This is a genomic window from Burkholderia sp. Tr-20355, from assembly GCF_017104685.1.
In the GTDB taxonomy this organism is placed as follows: domain Bacteria; phylum Pseudomonadota; class Gammaproteobacteria; order Burkholderiales; family Burkholderiaceae; genus Burkholderia; species Burkholderia seminalis.
Genome location: NZ_JAAGPK010000003.1, coordinates 43,304 through 66,839, shown reverse-complemented (window position 1 = coordinate 66,839; position 23,536 = coordinate 43,304). Strand labels below are relative to the sequence as shown.

Genomic DNA, 23,536 nt, shown 5'->3' with positions numbered 1-23,536 from the left:
TGATGTTCGCCCGACGACACGTGCTCGGAAATCCGTGGGTGATGAAGCTTGTCTTCGCCGGGTTGGCCGCTCATTTGACGCTCCTTTGCTCATCCGTTCCGCTTCCATTGAGGCTGGCCGGTATCTCGGTTGCGTACAGTGAGATTACATTGCCGAATCGTCGGAAGACGCCTGAGCGATAGGGCGGGAGCAACATTCATTCCGGGCGGCAGTGCCAGCTACGGGTGAGCCGGGCGTTTTCCAGACAAGTTCGGCACAAAGCGCGGCGTATGTGCCGCATATTCACGCCACGCAGCGCCGAACTTCGCCTCCGAATCGCGCTCCTCCTGTATCGCGAGTCGAACGTACATGAAGACCAGGATGGGGAACATGGCCAAAGTCACGAGCGTGGGCCATTGGAGCAGGAAGCCCAGCATGATGACGACGAACCCGACGTACTGAGGATGCCGGATTTTCGCGTAGGGGCCGGTGGTGGCCAGCTCTTTGTCGCGTTGCGCTTCATACAGTACGTGCCAGGCTGTGGACAGCAAGTAGAAGCCGCCCAGTATCAGGAAGAAGCTGAGAAGATGCGGCAGTCCGCCATGCGGGTCGCCGTGCCGGCCGGTCAAGGTCCACCAGAGGTGCCCTGCGTCGTGAGACAGCAAATTCGTTTGCGGAAAGCGCGTCTGCAACCAACCCGACAGCAAATAGAGGGTGAGCGGAAATCCGTACATTTCCGCAAATAGCGCGACGATGAAGGCAGAGAACCCGCCGAACGTTCGCCAGTCCCGCTTGGTTGCCGGCTTGAAGAAGCTGAACGCGAAGATGATGAAGACAAGAGAATTGATAACGACGAGGCTCCATAGCCCGTAACCGTCACCGATGCTGGTCATGACCGTCTCCTGAATCAGGACGCCTGTCGGTCGATTTCGTCCCGTGGTGCCCGTGTCCATGGTGCATAAACAGATGCATCAGCGGGCACGAGAGCAACAGCAGATAGGGCAGCGCCCCAAGGAAGTGGGCGCGGTGTTCGGAAAGCAGGAGGACCAGCGCTATTGCGGTGAACGCGATGAGTGCAACGGCTGACCGCGATTTCCAGAACGGCCGGTCGCCATGCGAGTTGTCATCCACGGCAGTCTCCCATTTCGTACCGTCACTTCTCGGCCGGATGCTCCCGAGCAGCCTGACGGTCCATCATTGCCTGCATCATCATTTGCATCATGTCCATGCGCATTTCCATGCTTCCCCGCCGCGACGACATCGGCATGCCGGACGAGGGAGGCCCCATCATTTCCATCATGCTCATGCCGTTTTGCATGACTTTCATCTGTTCGTCCATCAGGGCGGCGCGTTCTTCAGGCGTCTTCGCGTTCATCATCTTTTCGTGCATGACGCGCATGGCCTGCATTTGGTCGTCCGCGTCGCGTTTCGACTTGCTCGGCGCTTTTGCGGTTGCTTTATTCGGATGATGGGCGTCGTGTGCTGCACTGTCGCTGGCTGCCGGCGTACCAGCGATTGCAGCGGCACTGACCATGCCGAGCGTCGCAATTGCAATGGCGAGTTTTTGCGGGATTGCCATCTTGTTCTCCATGAGCGCGGTTCTCGGGAGGCGGTCGAACCCTGAAACCACTCTATGCCGACGCCCCTCCGATGGCTTGACGTGGCTCAACGAATCACGCACTGAATTCTTCATATGTAGCGCGGCCATAACGCGATCCAGAGCGAAGACGAGGGGGTGAAGGCCGGAGCGTTTCGTGGAGGGAGACAAATTCTCCGAAAAACCTAACTGGACGGGGCGCGGAACGCTTTTTTCATCGTGCCGAAATTGCGCAAAAAACAGGCTTCACTCCACCGTCACCGACTTCGCCAGATTCCTCGGTTTATCAATATCCGTCCCCCGCGCCAGCGCCGCGTGATACGCGAGCAGCTGCATCGGCACCGTATGCAGGATCGGCGATAGCGGCCCGTAATACTCGTTGAGCCGAATCACCTCGATCCCCTCGCCCGGCACCAGCCCGCAGTCCACATCCGCGAACACGAACAGCCGTCCGTTCCGCGCGCTGACCTCATGCATGTTCGACCGGAGCTTTTCGAGCAGCATGTCGTTCGGCGCGACCGCGATCACGGGCATCTCGTTACTGACGAGCGCGAGCGGCCCGTGCTTCAGCTCGCCGGCCGGATAAGCCTCCGCATGGATATACGAAATCTCCTTCATCTTCAGCGCGCCTTCCAGCGCGATCGGGTAATGCATCCCGCGCCCGAGAAACAGCATGTTGTCGCGTCGTGCGAGCAACTCCGACCACCCCATGATCTGCGGCTCCAGCGCGAGCACTTTCGACATCGCATCGGGCAGGTGCCGCAGCGCGCGCAGATGCGTCTTCTCCTCGTCGTCGCTCAACCGCCCGCGCACCTGCGCCAGCGACAACGTCAACAGGAACAACGCAACGAGCTGCGTCGTGAACGCCTTCGTCGACGCCACGCCGATCTCGATGCCCGCGCGCGTCACGAACTGCAGCGCGCATTCGCGCATCAACGCGCTCGTCGAGACGTTGCAGATCGCGAGCGTATGCATCATCCCGCTCTTCTTCGCAACATGCACCGCGCCGAGCACGTCGGCCGTCTCGCCGCTCTGCGACACCGCGACCACCAGCGTGCGCGGATTCGGCACGCCGTCGCGATAACGAAACTCGCTCGCGATCTCGACGCTCGCCGGCAGCTTGGCGATGCTCTCGATCCAGTACTTCGCGGTCAGCGCCGCGTGATAACTGCCGCCGCACGCGAGCAGCAGCACCGAGTCGACATCGTTGAACACGCGCCACGCACCGTCGCCGAACAGCTCGGGCATGATCGACGACACGTCGAGCAGCGTATCGGCCACAGCCTGCGGCTGCTCGAAGATCTCCTTCTGCATGTAGTAGCGGTACGACCCGAGATCGGCCGCGCCGCTATGCGCGGCGACGCGTTGCACCGCGCGCTCGACGCGCTGGCCGTTCGCGTCGACGATCCAGTAGCGATGCAGCTGAATGTCGGCGACGTCGCCGTTCTCCAGATACGCGATGCGATCGGTGATGCCCGACAGCGCGATCGCATCGGACGCCAGGAAATTCTCGCCTTCGCCGACCCCGACCACGAGCGGCATCCCGTCGCGCGCGCCGACGATCCGGTGCGGCTCGTCGCGGCACATCACCGCGATCGCGTAGCTGCCGCGCAGCCGCGCCACCGCCCGCCGCACCGCATCGAACAGATCGCCGTCGTACAGGTGATCGATCAGGTGCGCGATCGCCTCGCTGTCGGTCTGGCTCGCGAACACATAACCGTGCGCCTGCAACTCCACGCGCAGTTGATCGCAGTTCTCGATGATGCCGTTATGCGACAGCGCGATGCGCGCATTGGCGTCGCTCGGCGAGAAGTGCGGATGCGCGTTGAGCGTGACGGGCGCGCCGTGCGTGGCCCAGCGCGTATGCGCGATGCCCGTGTAACCGGACAGCGCCTGCGCGGCGATGTCGCGCTGCAGGTTGGCCACGCGGTCGACGCTGCGCGCCCGCGCGAGCGTCCGGTCGCGATAGACCACGACGCCGCACGAATCGTAGCCGCGGTATTCGAGCCGCTTCAGGCCGTCGACCAGGTTCGGCAGGATGTCCCGCTGGGCGACCGCCCCGACAATTCCACACATATCGCGCTCCGTAAATGTCCTGTCTGGATCAGTGAGAGCGATGGTAGGGCGGGCTGAGTGGAATTAAATTTCAAAAATCAAATGAAAATGAAACGTAACGTAGATCATCTATCATATTGAAATTAAATTTCACTCCCTTGACCGGAAGGAGCCGCCGATGGCCGGCATCACCCTCGACGATCTCGACCTGCGCATCCTCGCGATCCTGCAGGAGGATGCGTCGGTGTCGAACCTGCAACTGGCCGAGCGGGCGCTGTCGTCGCCGCCGACCTGCATGCGCCGCGTACGGCGTCTGACGGAGGCGGGCGTGATCCGCCGGCAGGTCGCGGTGCTCGACCCGGTCGCGATCGGTACGGCCGTCACCGCACTGATCGAGATCAGTCTCGACCGGCAGACAGCCGAGGACTACGACGCGTTCGAAACCTACGTCTGCGCGGAGCCGGCCGTCACGCAGTGCTACCGCGTGTCCCCGGGGCCCGATTTCGTCGTGGTGGCCGATCTGGCCGACGTCGCCGAATACGACGAATTCGCGCGACGGCTGTTCACCGGCGCATCGAACGTCCGCAACGTGCGAACGTTCTTCTCGACGCATCGCGCGAAATTCGAAGCGAACGCACGGGTCGCGCATGCGACGCGCAAACGCGCGTGACCTGACCATACCGTTCGATCCGCATCACGCAACCGCAGGCGCCTCCGGCAGTTGCAGCGGCTTGCCGTATCCGAAGCAATGCGCGGGCTCCGGAAACACGCGCTCCCGCACGTCGTGCGCATACTGCCGGATCGCGTCGCGCATCACCGCATTCGCGTCGGCGTAGCGCTTCACGAAGCGCGGTGTGTACGCATCGAACGCGCCGACCATGTCCTCGGTCACGAGCACCTGGCCGTCGCATGCGGGCGACGCGCCGATGCCGATCGTCGGGATCGTCAGCGTGTCGGTCAGGTGGCGCGCGAGCGCTTCGGCGGTGCCTTCGATCACCACGCTGAACGCGCCGGCCCGCTCGGCCGCGCACGCGGCGTCGAACACGTGCGCGGCCGAATGCGGGTCCATCCCCTGCGCGCGGAAGCCGCCCGTCGCGTTGGCCTGCTGCGGCATGAGGCCGACGTGCGCCATCACCGGGATGCCGCGATCGGTCAGGAAGCGGATCGTGTCGGCCATCTCGCAGCCGCCTTCGAGCTTCACGGCCTGCGCACCGGTTTCGGCGAGCAGGCGCGCGGCCGAACGATAGGCCTGGGCGGGCGATTCCTGGAACGTCGAGAACGGCAGGTCGACGACGACGCACGCCTGCGCGGCGCCGCGTACGACGGCCGCGCCGTGTGCAATCATCATGTCGAGCGTGACGCGCAGCGTATCGGGCATTCCGTACAGCACCATGCCGACGGAGTCGCCGACGATGATCACGTCGGCCACGTCGTCGACGAGTTTCGCCATCGGCGCGGAATACGCGGTCAGCGCGACGAGGCTGCCGATGCCCTTGGTCGAACGGATCGCGGTGACGGTCTTGCGGGTGGTGCGGGTGTGAGCGCTCATGAACGGAAGCCGTGTGAATGAAGAGCCGCCACGGTAGCATCGCATGCGTTCGCGCAATGACCTTCGGAGGACGTCTTATGTTGCTGGCGGGACAATCGGCCGACCCTTACGCGGTGCCTCCGATGGCGCGGCTGCCGAGGCCGCTGTACGTGCGCGCGTTCGGCATTCCCGGCAACGTCAGCGTCGACGCGCACAGTCATCCGTGGGCGCAGCTGATGTATGCGACGAGCGGCGTGCTCGAGGTGTCGACGCCGTCGGGCCGGCAACTGCTGCCGCCGCACTATGCGATGTGGATTCCGCCGCACGTGCCGCATGCGGTATCGACGCGCGATTGCGTCGCGTTCCACAGCCTGTATCTCGATGCAGCGATCGCGCGCGACGACGTGAACGGCGACTGCACGATCCTGTGCATGACGCCGCTGCTGCGCGAGCTGGTGATCGCGACGGGCGAGTTGCCGGTGAACTACGACGAGACGGGGCCGGACGGCGCGCTCGTGTGTCTGATCGCCGACCGGATCGCGCGCATGCAGCCGGCGCCGCTGACGGTGCCGCTGCCGCGCGATCCGCGTCTGCTGAAAATCGCGCGTGCGTTGCATGCCGCGCCGGGCGATACGCGCAGTCTCGACGAATGGGGCCATCAGGTCGGCGCGACGCGGCGCACGTTGTCGCGGCTGTTCCGGCAGGACACGGGGTTGTCGTTCACCGAATGGCGGCAGGCCGTGCGGCTGCTCGCGTCATTGCCGCTGCTCGACGCGGGCGAGCCGATCGGCACGGTGGCCGCGCAACTGGGTTACGACTCGACGTCGTCGTTCATCGCGCTGTTCCAGGCGAAGTTCGGCGTGACGCCCGGCGCGTATGCGAAGCGTGAAGCGCGCCGGCCGGCGTTGAGCGCGTGATGCGCAGCGTCGCTCAGAACGCGAGCGCCTGCTGCACTGGATGGGACGCGCCGCGCGAGAACCCGGCGCCTTCGAGCGACAGCAACGCGCGCTTGCGATCGATGCCGCCCGCGTAACCGGTCAGGCTGCCCGACGCGCCGACCACGCGATGGCACGGCACGATGATCGATACCGGATTGCGGCCGACCGCGCCGCCGACGGCGCGCGCGCCGCTCATCGGCAACCCGACGCGCTCGGTGATGTCGCCGTACGACACGCGTTCGCCGAACGGAATCGCGAGCAGTTCCTTCCATACGCGGCGCTGAAACGCGGTGCCGCGCAGGTGGATCGGCACCGAGAACGTGTCGCGCGTGCCGGTGAAATATTCGGCGATTTCCTCCGCGACCTTGCGCGCGATCGGCGACATCGGGTGTGCGTCCGCTTCGGTCACGATCGTCACCGGCGGAAAGTATTTCTGGCCGACGAAGTACAGGCCCGTCAACGCATCGTCCTCGATGCGCACGGCGATGTCGCCCAGCGGGCTCGGAATCAGGTGAGCGGGAGTCATCGCGCTGCATCTCCTTGGAGGCGCCACACATGCAGTGCGGCATACGCGCGCCACGGCGCCCAGCGCGCCGCATGCGGCGCGGATGATGGCAGGGTCGCGCGTTCGTTGCGGGCGGGAAGCCACGTATCGTCCGCGGGGAACGCATTCGGCCAGGCCATCGCACGCATCGCGACGTACTGCACCGCGCGTTCGTCGAAGCCGGGCATCGCGCGCAACGCGGCGAGCGTCGCGTCGAGCGGCGCCATCGGTTCGAGCGCGAGTGTGCCGTCGTCGACCGCGCGCGCGAGCGACACGATGGCGCGCGCCGTCTCGCGCGGGATGCCGATCGTTTCGAGGGCCGCAGGCGGCAGGGCGGCCAGCGTCGCGGCGCACGGCAGCGCATGCGCGAGGCCCGGCGGCGCACCTTCGACCGACGCGCCGAAACGTTCTGCGAGGCGTGCCGGCACGGGCGTACCCGTACACGCATCCGCCGCCGCAAGCTGCTCGCCCGCGATCGCGCGGATCGCGATCTCGAGGCCGTCGAACGCGCCGGGCACGCGCAGGCCCGGCGAGCCGTGCGCGAGCTCGCCGAGATGCGCGTCGATCACGTCGGGCCGGCTGTCGAGATCGAACAGCCGCCGCACGCGCGCGAGCACGGCCGGGACGACCGGCGTCAGCGCGGGCGACACGGTGACGGCCAGCGCGAAGCGCTGCGGCACGTGTGCGACGGACAGCCAGCCCGTCACGCGGCCGCCGTCGTTCCGGTTCGGCATGGCGACGGCGCGCGCATAACCCCGTGCATCGATCCGCTCGACGCCGTCGATCTGCCGCTGGGCGAGAAAACGCATCAGCTCGTCCCACGCGAACGGCGGCCGGTACGGCAGCGGGAACGTCATGTCGCCGGCGGCGGCACCGGCGCCCTTGCGCAGCCGCAGCGGGTTGAGGCCATAGCGTTGGCGGAACAGGTCGTTGAAGCGTCGCACGCTGCCGAATCCGGCCGTCGATGCGACGACGGCCAGCGGCAGCGCGGTGTCGGTCAGCAGCCGCTTGGCCATCAGCAGGCGGTGCGTCTGCGCGAACTCGACCGGCGACACGCCGAACTGCGCGCCGAAGATCCGTCGCAGATGCCGCTCGGTCACGCCGACGCGCTGCGCGAGCGCGTCGACGCCGTGCGCATTCAGGAAACCGTCCTCGATCAGCGTCGCGGCCGCGTCGGCGAGATTGCCGGACAGGTCGAGCAGCCCGTGGCCGGGCGCGAGCTCGGGGCGGCAGCGCATGCAGGGCCGGAACCCGGCTTTCTCGGCCGCGGCGGCGGTCGGGTAGTAGCTGCAGTTCCGCGCCTTCGGCGGCTTCACCGGGCAGACGGGGCGGCAGTACACCCCGGTCGTCGCCACGCCGACGAAGAACCAGCCGTCGAAGCGGCGGTTCCGCGCAAGCAGGGCGTCGTAGCAGGTATCGGGATCGAGGCGCATGGGGCGACTGTAACCCATCTCCGTGCCGCATTCTGGCTGGAATCGGACATGTGTATCGGCGGCCGCCCGTCTGCGCGCGCGTCGGGAAAATCCGGGAAAAACGGTTAATGCCACGCTGCGAAACAGTCGTCTCTTTTGCCGCGATCAATTTGAGATGACTCATCGAAATCCCCGACTGACAGGGCGCCGGCAGACGCCCTATCCTTTGAAAAACGTTTTCCAGACTGATTGGCGAAAGGGCCCGCGCGTCAGCGCGGGCCGTCCGCCCCGGCGCCGGTCGCCGGTCAACGAACCCAGTGCGGCGCGACGGGCGCGGCCGCGCATCGGAGACATTCATGCAATCTGCCGTCGTCGGCGCCGTGCGCGCAGCCGCCAGCCGCTACCGCTGGACCGTCTGTGCGCTGCTGTTCTTCGCGACCGTGATCAACTACATGGACCGGCAGATCCTCGGGCTGCTCGCGCCGATGCTCCAGCACGACATCGGCTGGAGCCAGGTGCAGTACGGCCGGATCGTGATGGCGTTTTCCGCGTTCTATGCGCTCGGCCTGCTCGGTTTCGGGCGGATCGTCGACTGGCTCGGCACGCGCGTGTCGTACGCGGTGGCGATGCTGGTGTGGAGCATCGCCGCGATGCTGCACGCGGCGGTCGGCTCGGTGACGGGCTTCGCGTTCGTGCGCGCGCTGCTCGGGATCGGCGAGGGCGGCAATTTCCCGGCCGCGATCAAGACGACGGCCGAATGGTTCCCCCGCCGCGAACGCGCGCTCGCCACCGGCATCTTCAACTCGGGCGCGAACATCGGCGCCGTGTTCGCGCCGGCGATCATCCCCGCGATCGCGGTGGCCTACGGCTGGCGCGCGGCGTTCGTGATCATCGGCGCGATCGGCATCGTGTGGCTCGCGGTGTGGCTCGTGCTCTATCGGCAGGCCGACACGCGCGCACTCGCCGCGGAATACGACGAACCGCGCGACGAAGCCGAGGCGCTCGATGCGGCGAACGCGGACGCCGGCGCGCCGCGCTGGGGCGAACTGATCCGCAAGCGCGAGACGTGGGCGTTCCTGATCGGCAAGTTCCTGACCGATCCGGTGTGGTGGTTCTACCTGTTCTGGCTGCCGAAGTGGCTCAACGAATCGCGCGGGATGGACATGCAGCACATCGGCCTGCCGCTCGTGTGCATCTACGCGCTGACGACGGTCGGCAGCATCGGCGGCGGCTGGCTGTCGTCGATGCTGCTGCGCGCGGGCTGGAGCGTGAACGGCGCGCGCAAGACGGCGATGCTGATCTGCGCATGCTGCGTGCTGCCGATCGCGTTCGTGTCGCAGGTGCAGAGCCTGTGGGTCGCGGTGCTGATCGTCGGCCTCGCCGCCGCCGCGCATCAGGGCTGGTCGGCGAACCTGTTCACGACCGCGTCCGACCTGTTCCCGCGCCGTGCGGTCGCGTCGGTGGTCGGCATCGGCGGGATGGCCGGCTCGATCGGCGGTGTGCTGTTCTCGGAAGTGATCGGCCAGGTGCTGCAGCGCACGGGCCACTACTGGGTGCTGTTCGCGATCGGCGCGTCGGCCTACCTGATCGCGCTGGCCGTGATGCACGTGCTGACGCCGAAGATGAAGCCCGCGAAGCTCGACGCGTGATCGCGTGCCGGCAAACGAACGCGCCGCCCGAGGGCGGCGCGTTTTCGTTCGGCGTGCGGGGCGGGCGCGCGGTCAGCCGGCCGGCGCCGTCGACGCCCGCATGATCAGCCGCGGCTCGAACGTCGAATAGCTCGCGTCGGTGCGCCCCGCGAGCGCGTCGATCAGCTTCTGCATCGCGAGCTCGCCCATGTTCTCGCTCTGGATGTCGACGGTCGTCAGCGCGGGCGCCGCGTATTCGCCGTACGGCACGTTGTCGATGCCGGCGACGGACACGTCCTGCGGCAGCCGGAAGCCGAGCGACGCGGCTTCCTTCATGAAGCCGAGCGCGATCAGGTCGTTGTAGCAGATCACCGCTTGCGGGCGTTGCGGCCCGAGCATCACGCGCGAGCACGCGCGTTCGCCGGCCTCGGCGGTCGGTGCGTGCGCGTCGTGTACGTCGAGCGTGAGCCCCGCTTCGGCGAGGCAATCGCGCGCGCCCTGGATCCGCTCGTCGTTCACGCGCGCGCTGCCGAAGCCGAGATACGCGATGCGCGTGTGGCCGAGATTGAGCAGGTGACGCGCGAGCATGTAGGTCGACAGCCGGTTGTCGATGCCGACGCTCGGAATCGGCAGGCCGGGGCTGCGCCGCAGCAGCACGAGCGGCTTGTTGAGGTCGAGCATCCAGCCGGCTTCCTCGTCGGGCATCCGCGTGCTGACGATCAGCCCGTCGACGCGCTGCGCGAGCGCTTCGATCAGCGAGCGTTCGCGTGCCTGGTTCTCTTCGGTGTCGACGAGCAGCAGCGTGTAGTCGTGCTGCAGCGCGACGCGGTTCGCGCCTTTCACCACGTTCGTGAAGTGCGGGTTGCTGATGTCGAGGATCACGAGGCCGATCGTGCGGGTGCGGCCGGTGATCATCGAACGCGCGAGCGGGTTCGAACGGTAGCCGAGCCGCTCGATGGCCTCCTTGAGCCGCGCCTCGACGGTCGGCGAGAAGCGCTGGGTACCGTTCACGTACTTCGATACCGTCGCGACCGACACGCCGGCTTCCGCGGCCACGTCGCGGATCGTCGGGGAAACTTTTTTCATCGGAAGGGTAACGTTTTCGTTCGATAACGCCGGATTGTGGCAGAAAAAGCCGGGCTGCGGCCACCGGCCGATATCGGGAAAGTGCGGATGGCTGCGAACAGGTTCGGCCATTGACGTTCGGCCGCGCCCCCGCGTATAGTTGGAAAACGTTTTCCGATTTTGGTCAGATTGTCAGATTCAAGGAGATTCGATGAACGCCTCATCCACCGCCGCGCGCAAACCGTTCGGGCGCCTGCTGCTGACGGGCGCGGCCGGCAACCTCGGCCGCCAGTTGCGCGGCGCGCTCGCCGACTGGGCCGACGTCGTGCGCGTCAGCGACATCGCGGCGCTGGACGACGCGGCCGCGCATGAAGAAATCCGCGTGGTCGATCTGGCCGACCGTCCGGCCGTGATGCAGCTCGTCGAGGGCGTGGACGCGATCGTCCATCTCGGCGGCATTTCGGTCGATGCGCCGTTCGACGATCTGGTCGACGCGAACATCACCGGCACGTACAACCTGTACGAGGCCGCGCGCAAGCATGGCGTGAAGCGCGTCGTGTTCGCGAGCTCGAACCATGCGATCGGCTTCCACCCGGTCACCGAAGTGCTCGACGCCGATTCACCGCTGCGCCCCGACAGCCTGTACGGCGTGACGAAGTGCTTCGGCGAATCGCTGTCGCGCTACTACTTCGACCGCTTCGGGATCGAGACGGTGTGCCTGCGGATCGGCTCGTCGTTCGAAGTGCCGAAGAATCCGCGCATGCTCGTCACGTTCCTCAGCTATCGCGACTTCATCGAGCTCGTGCGCTGCTCGCTGCTGACGAACCGCGTCGGGCACGCGATCGTCTACGGCGCGTCGGACAACCCGGTGAAGTGGTGGGACAACACGAAGGCCAGCTTCCTCGGCTTCCGCCCGCGCGACAGCTCCGAGCAGTTCGCGGGCCTGTTCCCGGTGACGGCGCCGAGCGCCGAGTACGACGATCCCGCGCAGCGGTTCCAGGGCGGCGGCTTCGTCGTCGGCGAGCCGATGGAGCGAAAGGCGTCGTAAGCGTTGCCGGCATCGCCGGCGTCCTGATTCAGCGCAGGATGTCGGTCGCCTTGTGCCGCTCGTCGACCCCGTCGATCAGGATCAGCGGGCCGCTCGCGTGTCGTGCGCGCAGCGGCTGGATCCGCCGGTACGCATCCGATTCGTACCAGGCGCGCGCCGTGTCGAGATCGGGAAACGCGATCGCGATCAGGTCGCCGCGCCACACGCCTTCGCGCACCTCCGGCCGCGCGCCGTGAATCACGAAATGGCCGTCGTACGGCGCGAGCGTGCCGTCGATGCGTTCGAGGTAGCCGACGATGTCGTCGCACATCTCGACGTCGTGCAGGTGGGCGATGGCGTAGGCGGTCATGGCGGGCTCCCGGTCGTTGCGGTTCGTGAGTCGATGGCGCCATGATCGCGGCGCGGGCGACGCGCGTCGATTACCTGCGACGTAAGCCAATCCTCACGGCGGCGCCCGTGTCGCCGCCAGCCGACGCCGTCAAGGCTGGCGGCAAGCCGGATCGGTGTCGCGCCGCTCGGCGGAAGCGCACCAGTCGTTCGGCCGCCAGGCTTCGAAGGCGACGGCCTTCGCCGCATTGGCGCGCGTGACACGCACCGGGTCGGCCTTCAGCGCATCGCCGTCGGCGTCCGCGTCGAATCGCCAGTTCCGGAACACTTCGCGATGGAACACCCACGTGCGGTGCGCCGCGTCGTAGCGGAACGTCACGCGGTCGCGCCAGTGGCTATGGCCCGCGAATACGCCTTGTTCGACGGTGAACGTGCGCGGCTCGACCGTGAGCGCATGCTCGGCGACGCCGTCGAGATACGGGTCGCCCATGCCGCCTTCTTCGGCTTTCATGATCACGGTGTCGTTGCGCGCCGCGAGCCGGTATCGTCCGTCGTTGCCCTGCACGAAGATCAGCAGCGGGCGCGGCGACGGCGTATGCGTCGAATCGCCGGGCCGATGCGCGACGACGACGTAACCGCTGCGCGTGCCGTCGGTCAGGGGCCCCGAAGCGGCATCCAGCGCTTCGTAGCCGGCCGGCAGCTGCGCGACGATGTCGGCCGGCAGTGCCGACGTGTCCGGGCAACGGATCGACGCATGCGTGTCGTCGCACGTCGACGCGCAGGCACTGCCGATGCCGAAACTCAGCAGCGCGGCGACGAGCCATCCTCTGATACGGGGGAGCGTCATGCGGATAGGGTCATGAGGTTGCGCGGCGCACGGCGACGCGCTTGCGTCGACGCGTCTCGCCACGGTGCGGGTTGATCGAACGGGGAGGTGGAGTCGGTCATGCCCGCTTGCGCGCCGGCCGTACCACGGGTGCGGGCTCCAGCGGCTGGCTGGCCTGCTCGCAAAGCCGGTCGAGCATTCGTTGCGCGGCGCCCGCGCAATCCTCGCCTGCCGGCTTGTTCTCGATTTCGTCGATCAGCGCTTCCAGCTGCTGCCGGTTCTGCGCGAGCCGCTGTTCGAGCAGCGCGATGTCGTCGACCTTGTGCCGCAGCGCGACAAGGAGCTCGTCGCGCGGCCATGCGCCGAGATCGGGCGGCAGCACCGCGCGGATTTCGTCGAGCGCGAAGCCCGCGCGCTGCGCGCGGTCGATGATCGCGAGCCGCGTCAGCGCTTCCGCCCCGTATTCCCGATAGCCGTTCGCCTGGCGGCGGGCCGGTTCGAGCAGCCCGCTCGCCTCGTAGAAGCGGATGCGCGACGCCGCGAGGCCGCTCGCCTTCGCCAGTTCGCCGATTTTCATGGTGTGCTCCAAAAGGGCTTGACCTTAAAGTTGACTTTAAAGTTATCGTTGGGCATCGTCAATCGAGGATGTCCACCATGAATCTGTTTGCGCCGCTGACACTGCCCAACGGGGCGGTGATTCCGAACCGTCTGGCCAAGGCCGCGATGGAAGAGAACATGGCCGATGCGGACCACGCCCCGTCCGACGCGTTGCTGCGCCTGTACCAGGCGTGGGCCGACGGTCAGGCCGGCCTGATCCTGACCGGCAACGTGATGGTGGACGGCCGCGCGATGACGGGACCGAACGGCGTCGTGCTCGAAAGCGACGCGCATCTCGACCGCTTCCGCCGCTGGGCGCGGATCGCGCGTTCGGGCGGCGCGCACGTGTGGATGCAGATCAATCACCCGGGGCGCCAGATGCAGGCGGCGCTCGGCCAGACGACGCTCGCGCCGTCGGCCGTGCCGCTCGCGCTCGGCGCGCTGTCGAAGCAGTTCCCGGTGCCGAAGGCAATGACGGAAGCCGATATCCGCGACGTGCAGCAGCGCTTCGTGCGCGCCGCGCAGCTCGCGGAGCAAAGCGGCTTCACCGGCGTGCAGGTTCACGCGGCGCACGGTTATCTGCTCAGCCAGTTCCTGTCGCCGCTGACGAACCGCCGGCAGGACCAGTGGGGCGGCAGCATCGAGAATCGCGCGCGCCTGCTGCTCGATATCGTGAAGGCCGTGCGTGCGGCGGTGTCGCCGGCATTCGTCGTCGCGGTGAAGCTGAACTCGGCCGATTTCCAGCGTGGCGGTTTCAGTGCGGACGACGCGAAGCGCGTGGTCGAGCTGCTGAACCCGCTCGACGTCGATCTCGTCGAGTTGTCGGGCGGCAGCTATGAAGTGCCGGCGATGCAGGGCGAGGCACGCGACGGGCGCACGCTGGCGCGCGAAGTGTATTTCCTCGAATTCGCGCGCGACATCGCGGCCGTCGCGCGGATGCCGCTGATGGTCACGGGCGGCATCCGGCGTCGTGCGGTGGCCGAGCAGGTGGTGAACAGCGGCGTCGCGATGGTCGGCATCGCGACCGCGCTGTCGATCGACCCGAACCTGCCGCGCGACTGGCGCGCGGGCAAGGACAGCGCGCCGGCGCTGCAGCCGATCCGCTGGAAGAACAAGGCGCTGGGCGCGCTGGCCAACATGGCCGTCGTCAAGTTCCAGCTCACGCGGCTCAGCGAAGGCCGCCGCACGCACCCGCAGGTGTCGCCGCTGCGCGCGCTGGTGCGGCAGCAACTGGCCGCGCAGTGCCAGACGCGACGGTACCGGAAGTGGATGGCCGGGCGTGCGGCGGGCACGCGGGCGTGAACGGCGCGCGGGTGCCCGCCGCGGCGCTGCCGGAGACCGACCGGCAGCGCCGTTGCGCATGCCCCGTCAGAACCGGTAGTTCGCCAGCACTTCGAACCGCCGGTCGTTGCCGAGCAGGACCTGCGTCTCGTTGTAGTACGCGGACTGCACGTAGCGCCGGTTGAACACGTTGTACGCGCGCGCGGTGATCGTCGTGTCCTTGCGCGGCTTCCACGCGAGGCCCAGGTCGACGGTCGTGTACGACGGCATCACGAGCTGGTTCGCGGTATCGGCGAAGCGCTTGCCGACGTACTTGACGCCCGCGATACCCGTCCAGTCCGGCGCGAAGCGCCAGCTGACCCACAGGTTCGCGAGCCGCTGCGGCACCGACACCGGCACGTTGCCCGCGCGCGACACCGTCGTGCCGCCGGACGACTGCTGGAAATCGTCGTACTTCGCGCGCAGGATCGACACGTTCGCGTCGACACGCCAGTCCTTCGCGATCTCCGCGCCGACCGTCGCCTCGAGCCCGCGCGACGACTGCTGGCCGACCTGGATCGACTGGTTCGGGTTCACCGGGTCGGCCGTCAGCAGGTTGCGCTTGACGATCCGGTAGGCGGCGAGCGTCCATTCCGCCTTGCCGTCGAGGAACGACTGCTTCACACCGATCTCGATCTGCCTGCCGGTCGCGAGCGTGAAGCCCGCCTTCGACGCATTCAGCGACAGCAGCGAGCTGACCGGATCGGCCGCGACCGCGTACTGGCCGTACACGGCGAGACCGGGCCGCACGTCGTACACGGTGCCGATGCGCCAGCCGGTGTTCGCGAACACCTTCGTGAAGGCGCCACCGTTCACGAGATCGTCGCGGTTCACGCTCGCGTGATCGTAGCGCAGCCCGCCGATCACCGCCCAGCGCGGCGTGATCGCGAGCCGGTTCTCCGCGAACAGCGCGTACTGGTTCGACTGGCTGCGGTACTTCGGATAGGTGCCGGCCGTGTTGATGAAGCTGCCCGGGTCGAAGCCGAACGGATCGACCGTCGAGGTACCCGAATACGGCGAGTTGTTGTCGTGCTGGAACGTCGTGTGGTTGAACTCGACGCCCGCCGAAAACGTGTTGCGCATGCCGAGCAGCGCGCTGCTCACGGTGGCCGTCGTCACGTTGCCGTACTGCTCCTGGTCGTGGAAGATTTCCGTGTAGCTGCTGCGCCGCACCTGCGCGCTCGACGGCAGGTACGTGTAGTACTCGGCGTCCTTCCAGTGACGGTTGCTCTTCATCCGGTACAGCGTGGTCGTCACGTTCAGGCTGTCGCTTGGCTGCCAGTTCGCCGAGACGGTGGCCCAGCTGTCGCGGAATGCGATGTCGCTGTCGCCGACGTTGTAGTTCTTCCTGTCGAGTGCGCGATCGCGCGCGCCGTTCACGAGCGGCGCGCCGAAGTACTGCATCGGATGCAGGAAGCCCTGCGCATACGACGCCGTCACGTACAGGTCGGGCGTCACGTCGTAGCGCAGCGCGCCGGAGACCGACAGGTTGCGCGAATCGCCGCGGTCGACCCAGTTCGACGAGCGGTTGCCGCTGACGTCGAAGCGGTACGACAGCTTGTCGTTGATCGCGCCGCCGCTGCCGAACGCGGCCCGCGCGGTGCCCTCGGTGCCGCCGCCGACCTGCAGTTCGTTGCGGATCGGCGTGCGCGTCGGCTTCTTCGGCACGATGTTGACCACGCCGCCGATCGCGCCTTCGCCGTAGATCACCGAAGCGGGGCCGCGCAGCACGTCGATGTGGTCGACCGACCATGTGTCGAACGGGAACGTGACGCCGATCGCGCCGTACGGGCGCACGCCGTCGTAGAGTTGCGTCACCGACGACGCGCCGACGAAGCCGCGCGCGGCGAGCTCCGAGTTGCCGTTGCCGGGGTGCGGCGACGCGCTGATGCCGGCGGCGCGGCTCACCGCATCGATGATCGAACGGTCGCCGCGCGTGTCGAGCGCCGCGCGGTTGATCTGCTCGACGCTTGCGGGTGTTTCGAGCGACGACAGCCCGAGATGGCTGCCGGTGTCGAGCGGCTGCGTGAGCGCGGGGGCTTTCCGCGCATCGACGCGGATCGGGGCGAGCGTGGCGCCGGTGCGGTCGACGCCGCTTTCCTGTGCCTGCCCGGCGGGAGAGAAGGCCGCGAGAACGGCGGCGGGCAGCATCAATCTGAACTTCATTGTTTCGGTTTCCTTCGAATGGGTGGCCGCGCTTGCGTCGATCACGCCGCGGCGCGCGTCGCGCGGCCGAACAGCAGCCGGTCGACCAGCCAGACGGCGACGATCGTGATGCCCATCAGCGGGAAGACGATGCCGAGCAGCACGAGCCCGGCGATCCAGCCGCGCATCGGCGGCGTGCCGCGTTCGCGCGACGGTGCGCCCAGCTTGCCGGCCGGGCGGCGCTTCCACCACATCACCGTGCCCGTGACGGCCATCGCGGCCAGCCCGAGCGACAACACCGCGCAAACGATCTGATTCGCGAGCCCGAAGTAGCGGCCCATGTGCAGCGACGTGCCGTACGACACGGCCTGCGAGACCGCGCCGTAGTCGTCGTAGCGGATGTCCTTCAGCACCGCGCCGCTGTACTGGTCGAGATGGATCGTGCGTTCGGCCTTCGGGTCGGCCGGGAAGTACGACGCGGTGAACACGCCGTCCGTGCCGGACGGCAGCGCGAGCGTGTAGCCGCTCGTCACGCCGAGGCCGGCGACGATCGCGATCGCGCGCGTCAGCGGCAGCGGCGCGGGTGTCGGCGCCGACGGCGAATGCGGAACGGGCACGTTGCCGACCGCCCACGGCGTTTGCGGCAACGGCAGGTCGTCCATCACCATTCCCGGCATCGCGTCGCCGGCATCGTGGTGATGCGTCGATGGTGCGGCAGCGTGCGCGTGCGCAGGCTCGGGCGTCGTGGCAGTGCCCGGTCGCGTCGAGCGTACCGATGCGCCGCCCCATGCGCCTTCCGGCGCGCCGAGGTTCACGCTCGTCGCGAGTGCCTTGAAGTTCTTGCCCCATGAGCCGGACCACGGCAGCCCGGTCAGGATGAACGCGACCGTGCCGGCGGCGAGCCAGATGCCGGCCGTCGCGTGGAGGCTTTTCCACAGCGGCCGGCCGCGCAGCGACAGGTCGGGCCGCAGCGCACGCCCGACGCGCGCGGCGCCACGCGGCCACCACAGCGCGATGCCGGTGCCGATCATCACGAAGGTCCAGCACGCGGCGAGCTCCATCAGCAGCTCGCCCGTCTTGCCGAGCAGCAGCTTGCGATGCAGCATCCGGTCGACCTGCATGAAGCGGTTCTCGACGCTCAGCGTGCCGAGCACGCTGCCGTCGTACGGGTTCACGTACACGCTCTCGCGGCTGCCGTCGTGCAGCCGGAACACGTATTCGGCGCTGCGGTCGCGCGCGGTGGAGACCTGCACGGAGACCGGCGTTGCGCCGGCCGGCATCGCGGTGCGGGCGCGTGCGAGCAGCGTATCGGCGTCGAGCCGCGGCGTGGCGCGCGGTTCGACGACCAGCCGGTGCGGATACAGCAGCGGCTCGATTTGCGGCTGGAAACAGTAGAGCGTGCCGGTGATCGCGAGGATCACGAGGAACGGCATCACGAACAGGCCGGCATAGAAGTGCCAGCGCCAGAGCGTCCGGTAACCGGCGCCGGTGGAACGGGTGGGCGAGATGGCCCGATCGACGGTGGTCGACATGGTGTCAGCTCCTCGTGTTCGTCGAGCGGCAAGGCCGGCAACGGCCGGCCGCCGTCAACGCGCGTCGCGTCCGCGTGCGCGCATCGACGCGGCGGGCGGCGCCGCGTGATGCGCAAACGATGCGCAACGCGGCATCGCCCGCGCGACGCGGGCATGCGGATGAACGCTTGAATCAGGTCGGGTGAAACGAACGGCATGAACGCGCATGCACGTCGACGTGCATGCGCCACAGGGCGGAACGTTCAGCAGAACAGAGGCGGGGCGCGAGAGGGCGGGCGATCGTCGAGGATCGATCGCACGAAGGGAAGACTGTCGACATGGACGCGGAACCGTCGTGGCGCCGCGGCCGGAAACAGCAGCACCAGCAGCACGAACGACGCGAGCGCGGTGAACAGTGCCGCGCCGAATGTGCACAGGCCGTCGCCGTTGCCAGCGGACGCCGTCTTGTCGGCATGCGCGTCGTGTTTGAGCGCATCGGCGAGTGCCCGCGCATCGTTGGCCGGCGTGATCGGCGCACTCGCATCGAAGCGGGCGGCCAGCGCGGCGCCGGTGACGATCAGCGGGCCGCGGCCCGAGCACAGCACCACCGAGCCCGCATCCGGACCGTCCGGATCGAGCATCACGGCGCCCGACATCAGCGCGCGGGACAGCAGCGTCACGAGGAGGAATCCCCACAGCAGCTGTCGCGCGACGCCGGGCCGAAGCAGGAAGCGGCGAAGTGCGTTCATGGCGCGCGATTGTACATCCGTTTGCGCGGCCGGGCCGGCGCGCGGCTTGCATCAGCGGGATCGGCCGGTGTGTGTCCGGAAGCGGAACGCGGGGGCTATTCCGGAGCGGCTGATCGTGGGTCCGGCGCGACGTTCGCGGGGCCGTACGACCAGGTGCCGTCGGCCAGCGCGGTCAGCACGTTGCCCGTGCGCGCGTCGTACAGATGCCACTGCTCGTCGATCGGATCGTCGCCGTACGGCCAGGTCGTCAGCTTGCCGCCGAGGTCGAAGTCGAATACCCACGCTCCCGGTTCGGCGCGCGGCGCGATCGATCTCAGGAACTGTCCGTCGAGCTGCCGCGCGGCGGCCGCGATGTCGCCGGCGCGGGATTCGCTATGCGCGAGTTCACGGCCGTCGAGCGCGATCGACCAGTGGCAGTAGCAGATCCACAGCTGTCCGTCGCCCGCGACGGTCACGCGCCGCGACGCCAGCCTGTCGCGTGCCGGGGCGGCCTGGCCGGAGGCGCCGCCGCGCGGCTCCCGCACATGCAGCGCGGGCTGGCCGAACTCGAACGTGAGGAAGCTGCCCTGGCCTTTCGTCACGGACCAGGCCGGCGTGTCGCAGATGGCCGGCCAGATCCGGTCGAAGTCGGCCGTGTTCACGAGGAGCATGTCGGTGATCGGAGCCCGGCGGCCGTGCCCGTCGCGATGGCCGTCCGCGGCAGCCGGTGCGGTGGGCCGGTTCAAGCCGGATAGGAGTCGTCCACCTTCAGGTTCGCGAGCCGGAACAGCGTGCGCAGCGTCTGCGGATGAATGTCGCGGTGCGACGCAAGCGACGTCAGCATGAAGTCGAGCACTTTCGCGTAGCGCAGCAGCACGAGGCAGCGTGCGAGATCGGGCGTACGACCGCGCATGTCTTCGGCAAGGGTGACCATTTGCGTCGACAGCGTGCGCGCCATCTCGAGTTCCATCTGCTGTTTTTCGGTCCAGTCGGGCAGGGGCTGTTCGAGCACTTTCGCGAGAAAGAGCTGGAACGACGTATCGGACGAGTTGGGCAGCGCATCCATGAAGAGCCTCGTGCGTATGTGGATCGTTCGGGCGCATCCGTGGACGCGCCCGTGGGTGGAGGTGTGTCCGCGTCTTGATCGGCGCGGTGTTCACCCGAACGGAACGCAGGTTCCGTACCAGCGTCGCGAGACGAATGTTGAGTATTGTTGAGGCGTGTCAACGCGACGTCGGCGAGTCCCGTCGGTACTGGGTCGCGGCGGCGGTCGAGGAAGGCATCCATACGCGCGGCGCGATGGATGCCGCGCACGCAAAACGGCTCGACACGTCGAAATGCTTCAGGGATGTAACGTAACGCCCGCATAAAACCCGTCGCGCGATTCCGTCGACGAACGGCTGGAACGAGGCGTTTCGCGCGTCCCGGCCACGTCCGACGTGCGTTCGCCAGTGCGGCATGCCGGAGCGGGACACCGGACGCCGGGCGGCGCAAGCGGGCCGCGCATGCGCCGAGTGTTTCAAAACCGAGACGTTTGCGCGAGCGGCGATCGCTTGCCCGGCCGCCGAACTGGCCCAGCGAACTGGCCCAGCGAAAGGGCGACCAACTGTCCATGGGCAGACGGCGCGCGTTTGCCAACAATCTCCAGATCATCCCTGCGAGGTTCGACATGAGCGTCCACGCCTTCTTCTCGGCCAACCTGCTGCTCGCCTATACGGCTTACTTCATCGGCACGGCCAGCCCGGGGCCGAGCAACCTGGCGATCATGTCGGTGGCCGCGAACCAGGGCCGCAAGGCGGCGCTGGTGTTCGCGCTCGGCGTCATTTCAGGGTCGATGTGCTGGGCAACGGTGGCGGCGCTCGGCGTGTCGGCCGCGCTGCTCGCGTGGTCGAAGCTGCTGGTCGCGATCAAGATTTTCGGCGGGCTGTACCTGCTGTGGCTCGCGTTCAAGTCGGGGCGCACGGCGCTGTCGGGGCCGGCGGCCGCAGCGGTGAACGCGGCGCGCGAGCAGCGGCTGTCGCGCTTCTACGTGCGGGGCGCGATGCTGCACCTGACCAATCCGAAGGCGATTCTCGTGTGGGTATCGATCGTCGCGCTGTCGTCGAACGGCGCGGGGGCGTCGCACGGCGCCGTCGTGCCGGGCTGCCTCGTGATCGGCTGCCTGGTGTTCGGCGGTTATGCGCTCGTGTTCTCGATGGACGGCGCGCGCCGGTTGTACGTGCGCGGCCGGCGCGCGATGGACGCGTGTCTGGCCGTCGTGTTCGGCGTGGCGGGGGTTCGGCTGCTGGCGTCGAACGTCTAGCCGCGCGGCAGGTACCGCCATCCTCCGCCGCGCGGGCGCGCGACGGAGGCTCCGACGTCGATCAACCCGGCTTCAGAAAATGAAGCCCGTGTTGATGAACTTCGAGTGGTGATCCGACACGATCGAATCGAGCAGCTGCTTGCTGCTGTCGGTCTGCTTCGCGGCGACCATCGAGCGGATCGAGAACGCGCGCAGCGCGTCGCTCACCGACAGCGTGCCTTCGGCCGAATCCTTGCGGCCGGCGAACGGGAACACGTCGGGCCCGCGCTGGCACTGGCAGTTGATGTTCACGCGGCATACCTGGTTCACGAGCGGATCGACGAGCGCGCCGATCTGCGCCGGATCGGAGCCGAAGATGCTGACCTGCTGGCCGTGATCCGACGTCGTCACGTAGTCGAGCGCGGTGTCGACGTCGTCGAACGGCGCGACCGGAATGATCGGCCCGAACTGCTCCTCGCGGTACAGCTTCATCCCTTCCGACACCGGATACACGACGGCCGGATAGAACAGCGTCTTGCTGAACTCGCCGCCCGAATGGTTGACGACCTGCGCGCCCTTCGCCTTCGCATCGTCGATCGCGTCCGTCATGTAGGCCGTGCGATGCATGCCCGGCAGCGGCGTGATGCTGACGCCTTTCTCCCACGGCATGCCGATCTTCAGTTGTTCGAGCGCCGCGGTGAAGCGCTTCAGGAATTCGTCGACGATCGAGCGATGCACGAGCAGCATCTTCAGCGCGGTGCAGCGCTGGCCGTTGAACGACAGCGCGCCGAGCAGGCACTCCTTCACGGTCAGGTCGAGATCGGCGTCGGGCAGCACGATCGCGGCGTTCTTCGCGTCGAGGCCGAGGATCGCGCGCAGCCGGTGCGACTTCGGGTGCTGCTTTTTCAGGTGATCGGCGACCTTGCTCGACCCGATCAGCGCGAGCACGTTGATCTTGCCCGAAGCGAGCATGTGCGGCACGACCACCGCGCCCGGCGCGTAGATCGTGTTGATCACGCCCTTCGGGAACGCATCGCGGAACGCCTCGAGCAGCGGTTCGAACAGCAGCGTGCCGTACTGCGGCGGCTTGAACACCACGGTGTTGCCCATCAGCAGCGCGGGGATCAGCGTCGCGAACGTTTCGTTCAGCGGATAGTTGTACGGGCCCATGCACAGCACGACGCCGAGCGGCGTGCGGCGGATCTGGCCGATCGTGCCTTCCGCGATCACGAAGCGCGAGTTCGCGTTGTCGAGTTCCTTCAGCGCATCGATCGTCTGCGTCATGTACGTGACGGTACGGTCGAACTCCTTCTGCGAATCGGCGAGGCTCTTGCCGATCTCCCACATGATCAGGTTCACGACCAGTTCACGCTGCGCGACCATCCGCTTGATGAAGTCCTGCATGCACGCGATGCGCTGCTCGACCTTCATCGTCGGCCACTCGCCGCGGCCGGCATCGTACGCGCGCACCGCGGCGTCGAGCGCCGCGTCGCTTTCCGTTTCGCCCATCACCGGGTAGCTGCCGATTTCGACCTGCTCGACGCTGCCGTCCGCCTGCCGCACGCATACGGGCGACAGCACGGTCTTGGTCGCACCGTCCCACGGTCGCAGTGCGCCGTCGACGAGCGACACGCGCTGGTGGATCGGGGCGGAGAGCCGGAACTCGGCGGGGATGTCCTGATAGGCGGGAAACAGCTGCTGCAGGGAGGCGGAATCGGGCATGACGGTCTCGTTTGACGGGGTGTCCGGGAAGGACGGGTGATGCGAATCCTGAGCTGAATGATCCTCGATCCTGAATCGGCATGATGACGCGCACGCGACGGCGCGTCACGCGGAAACCTGGCCGAATCAATGAATGGAACCAGTTCCATTAAAAAGGAACGCCGTCGCGAATGCAAGAATCGCCGAACGGCATGACGGAGGCTGTAAGTATTTGGAAAGATTGTTGCCGAATGGCCGGTATAACGTGCAGGGTGCATTCGCAAACGTTTCACTTCGACCGAATTG

Annotated in this window: 23 protein-coding genes; 6 read left to right on the top strand and 17 right to left on the bottom strand. The window is 67.4% G+C overall.

The window, feature by feature from the left end; translation table 11 throughout:
• Positions 1 to 218: 218 nt before the first annotated feature.
• From G3N62_RS01655 to glmS, 4 genes are all read right to left on the bottom strand, one after another.
• The gene (locus tag G3N62_RS01655; protein WP_034188459.1) at positions 219 to 872 is read right to left on the bottom strand and encodes an isoprenylcysteine carboxylmethyltransferase family protein; all 654 of its coding nucleotides are present in this window, start codon (positions 870 to 872) and stop codon (positions 219 to 221) included.
• Entirely contained in the window at positions 856 to 1,110 is a 255-nt protein-coding gene (locus G3N62_RS01650; protein WP_080287846.1) for a DUF2933 domain-containing protein, read from the bottom strand. The genes G3N62_RS01655 and G3N62_RS01650 overlap by 17 nt, the downstream gene beginning before the upstream one ends.
• 22 nt (positions 1,111 to 1,132) lie before the next feature.
• Positions 1,133 to 1,570 carry a hypothetical protein gene (locus G3N62_RS01645; protein ID WP_051700987.1) on the bottom strand — a complete coding sequence of 146 codons (438 nt, stop codon included), beginning with the start codon at positions 1,568 to 1,570 and terminating at the stop codon, positions 1,133 to 1,135.
• 252 nt (positions 1,571 to 1,822) lie between these two features.
• Positions 1,823 to 3,652: a glutamine--fructose-6-phosphate transaminase (isomerizing) gene (gene glmS / locus G3N62_RS01640; RefSeq protein WP_124670122.1), complete on the bottom strand. Its 1,830-nt coding sequence runs from the start codon at positions 3,650 to 3,652 to the stop codon at positions 1,823 to 1,825.
• Between the two features lie 157 nt (positions 3,653 to 3,809).
• Between glmS and G3N62_RS01635 the strand changes: the two genes are divergently transcribed.
• Positions 3,810 to 4,301, top strand: coding sequence for an Lrp/AsnC family transcriptional regulator (locus tag G3N62_RS01635; protein WP_034188457.1), 492 nt, complete (start codon positions 3,810 to 3,812; stop codon positions 4,299 to 4,301).
• 24 nt (positions 4,302 to 4,325) lie between these two features.
• On the opposite strand, the gene panB is transcribed toward G3N62_RS01635, so the two are convergent.
• Positions 4,326 to 5,180 carry a 3-methyl-2-oxobutanoate hydroxymethyltransferase gene (gene panB, locus G3N62_RS01630; protein WP_124670121.1) on the bottom strand — a complete coding sequence of 285 codons (855 nt, stop codon included), beginning with the start codon at positions 5,178 to 5,180 and terminating at the stop codon, positions 4,326 to 4,328.
• A gap of 77 nt (positions 5,181 to 5,257) precedes the next feature.
• On the opposite strand from panB, the gene G3N62_RS01625 reads away from it, so the two are divergent.
• Positions 5,258 to 6,076: a helix-turn-helix transcriptional regulator gene (locus tag G3N62_RS01625; protein ID WP_034188455.1), complete on the top strand. Its 819-nt coding sequence runs from the start codon at positions 5,258 to 5,260 to the stop codon at positions 6,074 to 6,076.
• Positions 6,077 to 6,089: 13 nt separating this feature from the next.
• Here the strand turns inward: G3N62_RS01625 and G3N62_RS01620 are convergent, their stop codons facing one another.
• Together G3N62_RS01620 and G3N62_RS01615 are read right to left on the bottom strand one after the other, a co-directional pair.
• Positions 6,090 to 6,623 (bottom strand): methylated-DNA--[protein]-cysteine S-methyltransferase, encoded by a 534-nt coding sequence (locus G3N62_RS01620; RefSeq protein WP_124670120.1) that lies wholly within the window; start codon positions 6,621 to 6,623, stop codon positions 6,090 to 6,092.
• A complete protein-coding gene (locus G3N62_RS01615; protein ID WP_059559836.1) occupies positions 6,620 to 8,092 on the bottom strand; it encodes a DNA-3-methyladenine glycosylase 2 family protein in 1,473 nt (490 codons plus the stop codon). The genes G3N62_RS01620 and G3N62_RS01615 overlap by 4 nt, the downstream gene beginning before the upstream one ends.
• 317 nt (positions 8,093 to 8,409) lie before the next feature.
• Here G3N62_RS01615 and G3N62_RS01610 point away from each other — a divergent pair, with 317 nt between their 5' ends.
• Positions 8,410 to 9,702, top strand: coding sequence for an MFS transporter (locus G3N62_RS01610; RefSeq protein WP_034188452.1), 1,293 nt, complete (start codon positions 8,410 to 8,412; stop codon positions 9,700 to 9,702).
• Positions 9,703 to 9,774: 72 nt separating this feature from the next.
• Here the strand turns inward: G3N62_RS01610 and G3N62_RS01605 are convergent, their stop codons facing one another.
• On the bottom strand, positions 9,775 to 10,878 hold the full coding sequence (locus tag G3N62_RS01605) for a LacI family DNA-binding transcriptional regulator (protein WP_034188451.1): 1,104 nt from the start codon (positions 10,876 to 10,878) through the stop codon (positions 9,775 to 9,777).
• A 79-nt stretch (positions 10,879 to 10,957) separates the two neighbouring features.
• On the opposite strand from G3N62_RS01605, the gene G3N62_RS01600 reads away from it, so the two are divergent.
• Complete coding sequence (locus G3N62_RS01600; protein ID WP_124670119.1) at positions 10,958 to 11,794, top strand: NAD(P)-dependent oxidoreductase; 837 nt, start codon at positions 10,958 to 10,960, stop codon at positions 11,792 to 11,794.
• Between the two features lie 28 nt (positions 11,795 to 11,822).
• On the opposite strand, the gene G3N62_RS01595 is transcribed toward G3N62_RS01600, so the two are convergent.
• From G3N62_RS01595 to G3N62_RS01585, 3 genes are all read right to left on the bottom strand, one after another.
• On the bottom strand, positions 11,823 to 12,143 hold the full coding sequence (locus G3N62_RS01595) for a DUF1330 domain-containing protein (protein WP_034188449.1): 321 nt from the start codon (positions 12,141 to 12,143) through the stop codon (positions 11,823 to 11,825).
• Positions 12,144 to 12,272: 129 nt separating this feature from the next.
• Positions 12,273 to 12,968: a hypothetical protein gene (locus tag G3N62_RS01590; protein WP_034188448.1), complete on the bottom strand. Its 696-nt coding sequence runs from the start codon at positions 12,966 to 12,968 to the stop codon at positions 12,273 to 12,275.
• A 97-nt stretch (positions 12,969 to 13,065) separates the two neighbouring features.
• A complete protein-coding gene (locus G3N62_RS01585) occupies positions 13,066 to 13,524 on the bottom strand; it encodes a MerR family transcriptional regulator (protein ID WP_124608124.1) in 459 nt (152 codons plus the stop codon).
• 77 nt (positions 13,525 to 13,601) lie between these two features.
• On the opposite strand from G3N62_RS01585, the gene G3N62_RS01580 reads away from it, so the two are divergent.
• A complete protein-coding gene (locus G3N62_RS01580) occupies positions 13,602 to 14,846 on the top strand; it encodes an NADH:flavin oxidoreductase/NADH oxidase family protein (RefSeq protein WP_124670118.1) in 1,245 nt (414 codons plus the stop codon).
• 66 nt (positions 14,847 to 14,912) lie between these two features.
• Here the strand turns inward: G3N62_RS01580 and G3N62_RS01575 are convergent, their stop codons facing one another.
• The 5 genes from G3N62_RS01575 to G3N62_RS01555 all read right to left on the bottom strand — a co-directional run bounded on the left by G3N62_RS01575 (position 14,913) and on the right by G3N62_RS01555 (position 20,314).
• The gene (locus tag G3N62_RS01575; protein ID WP_124670117.1) at positions 14,913 to 17,030 is read right to left on the bottom strand and encodes a TonB-dependent receptor; all 2,118 of its coding nucleotides are present in this window, start codon (positions 17,028 to 17,030) and stop codon (positions 14,913 to 14,915) included.
• A gap of 41 nt (positions 17,031 to 17,071) precedes the next feature.
• Positions 17,072 to 18,541, bottom strand: a complete 1,470-nt coding sequence (locus G3N62_RS01570) for a PepSY domain-containing protein (protein ID WP_124670116.1) — start codon at positions 18,539 to 18,541, stop codon at positions 17,072 to 17,074.
• A 242-nt stretch (positions 18,542 to 18,783) separates the two neighbouring features.
• Complete coding sequence (locus G3N62_RS01565; protein ID WP_124670115.1) at positions 18,784 to 19,269, bottom strand: hypothetical protein; 486 nt, start codon at positions 19,267 to 19,269, stop codon at positions 18,784 to 18,786.
• A gap of 95 nt (positions 19,270 to 19,364) precedes the next feature.
• Complete coding sequence (locus G3N62_RS01560) at positions 19,365 to 19,919, bottom strand: hypothetical protein (RefSeq protein ID WP_124608120.1); 555 nt, start codon at positions 19,917 to 19,919, stop codon at positions 19,365 to 19,367.
• 71 nt (positions 19,920 to 19,990) lie between these two features.
• Positions 19,991 to 20,314, bottom strand: coding sequence for a hypothetical protein (locus G3N62_RS01555; RefSeq protein ID WP_034188441.1), 324 nt, complete (start codon positions 20,312 to 20,314; stop codon positions 19,991 to 19,993).
• Between the two features lie 603 nt (positions 20,315 to 20,917).
• Here G3N62_RS01555 and G3N62_RS01550 point away from each other — a divergent pair.
• Entirely contained in the window at positions 20,918 to 21,550 is a 633-nt protein-coding gene (locus G3N62_RS01550; RefSeq protein ID WP_049036148.1) for a LysE family translocator, read from the top strand.
• 72 nt (positions 21,551 to 21,622) lie between these two features.
• Here G3N62_RS01550 and G3N62_RS01545 read toward each other — a convergent pair whose 3' ends face one another.
• A complete protein-coding gene (locus G3N62_RS01545) occupies positions 21,623 to 23,251 on the bottom strand; it encodes an NADP-dependent glyceraldehyde-3-phosphate dehydrogenase (RefSeq protein ID WP_034188439.1) in 1,629 nt (542 codons plus the stop codon).
• Positions 23,252 to 23,536 lie beyond the last annotated feature (285 nt).

Coding starts and splice junctions, on each gene's coding strand:
- G3N62_RS01655 (WP_034188459.1), bottom strand. CDS start 872: ATGACCAGCATCGGTGACGGTTACGGGCTATGGAGCCTCGTCGTTATC.
- G3N62_RS01645 (WP_051700987.1), bottom strand. CDS start 1,570: ATGGAGAACAAGATGGCAATCCCGCAAAAACTCGCCATTGCAATTGCG.
- glmS (WP_124670122.1), bottom strand. CDS start 3,652: ATGTGTGGAATTGTCGGGGCGGTCGCCCAGCGGGACATCCTGCCGAAC.
- G3N62_RS01635 (WP_034188457.1), top strand. CDS start 3,810: ATGGCCGGCATCACCCTCGACGATCTCGACCTGCGCATCCTCGCGATC.
- panB (WP_124670121.1), bottom strand. CDS start 5,180: ATGAGCGCTCACACCCGCACCACCCGCAAGACCGTCACCGCGATCCGT.
- G3N62_RS01625 (WP_034188455.1), top strand. CDS start 5,258: ATGTTGCTGGCGGGACAATCGGCCGACCCTTACGCGGTGCCTCCGATG.
- G3N62_RS01620 (WP_124670120.1), bottom strand. CDS start 6,623: ATGACTCCCGCTCACCTGATTCCGAGCCCGCTGGGCGACATCGCCGTG.
- G3N62_RS01615 (WP_059559836.1), bottom strand. CDS start 8,092: ATGGGTTACAGTCGCCCCATGCGCCTCGATCCCGATACCTGCTACGAC.
- G3N62_RS01610 (WP_034188452.1), top strand. CDS start 8,410: ATGCAATCTGCCGTCGTCGGCGCCGTGCGCGCAGCCGCCAGCCGCTAC.
- G3N62_RS01605 (WP_034188451.1), bottom strand. CDS start 10,878: ATGGCCGAACCTGTTCGCAGCCATCCGCACTTTCCCGATATCGGCCGG.
- G3N62_RS01600 (WP_124670119.1), top strand. CDS start 10,958: ATGAACGCCTCATCCACCGCCGCGCGCAAACCGTTCGGGCGCCTGCTG.
- G3N62_RS01595 (WP_034188449.1), bottom strand. CDS start 12,143: ATGACCGCCTACGCCATCGCCCACCTGCACGACGTCGAGATGTGCGAC.
- G3N62_RS01590 (WP_034188448.1), bottom strand. CDS start 12,968: ATGACGCTCCCCCGTATCAGAGGATGGCTCGTCGCCGCGCTGCTGAGT.
- G3N62_RS01585 (WP_124608124.1), bottom strand. CDS start 13,524: ATGAAAATCGGCGAACTGGCGAAGGCGAGCGGCCTCGCGGCGTCGCGC.
- G3N62_RS01580 (WP_124670118.1), top strand. CDS start 13,602: ATGAATCTGTTTGCGCCGCTGACACTGCCCAACGGGGCGGTGATTCCG.
- G3N62_RS01575 (WP_124670117.1), bottom strand. CDS start 17,030: ATGAAGTTCAGATTGATGCTGCCCGCCGCCGTTCTCGCGGCCTTCTCT.
- G3N62_RS01570 (WP_124670116.1), bottom strand. CDS start 18,541: ATGTCGACCACCGTCGATCGGGCCATCTCGCCCACCCGTTCCACCGGC.
- G3N62_RS01565 (WP_124670115.1), bottom strand. CDS start 19,269: ATGAACGCACTTCGCCGCTTCCTGCTTCGGCCCGGCGTCGCGCGACAG.
- G3N62_RS01560 (WP_124608120.1), bottom strand. CDS start 19,919: ATGCTCCTCGTGAACACGGCCGACTTCGACCGGATCTGGCCGGCCATC.
- G3N62_RS01555 (WP_034188441.1), bottom strand. CDS start 20,314: ATGGATGCGCTGCCCAACTCGTCCGATACGTCGTTCCAGCTCTTTCTC.
- G3N62_RS01550 (WP_049036148.1), top strand. CDS start 20,918: ATGAGCGTCCACGCCTTCTTCTCGGCCAACCTGCTGCTCGCCTATACG.
- G3N62_RS01545 (WP_034188439.1), bottom strand. CDS start 23,251: ATGCCCGATTCCGCCTCCCTGCAGCAGCTGTTTCCCGCCTATCAGGAC.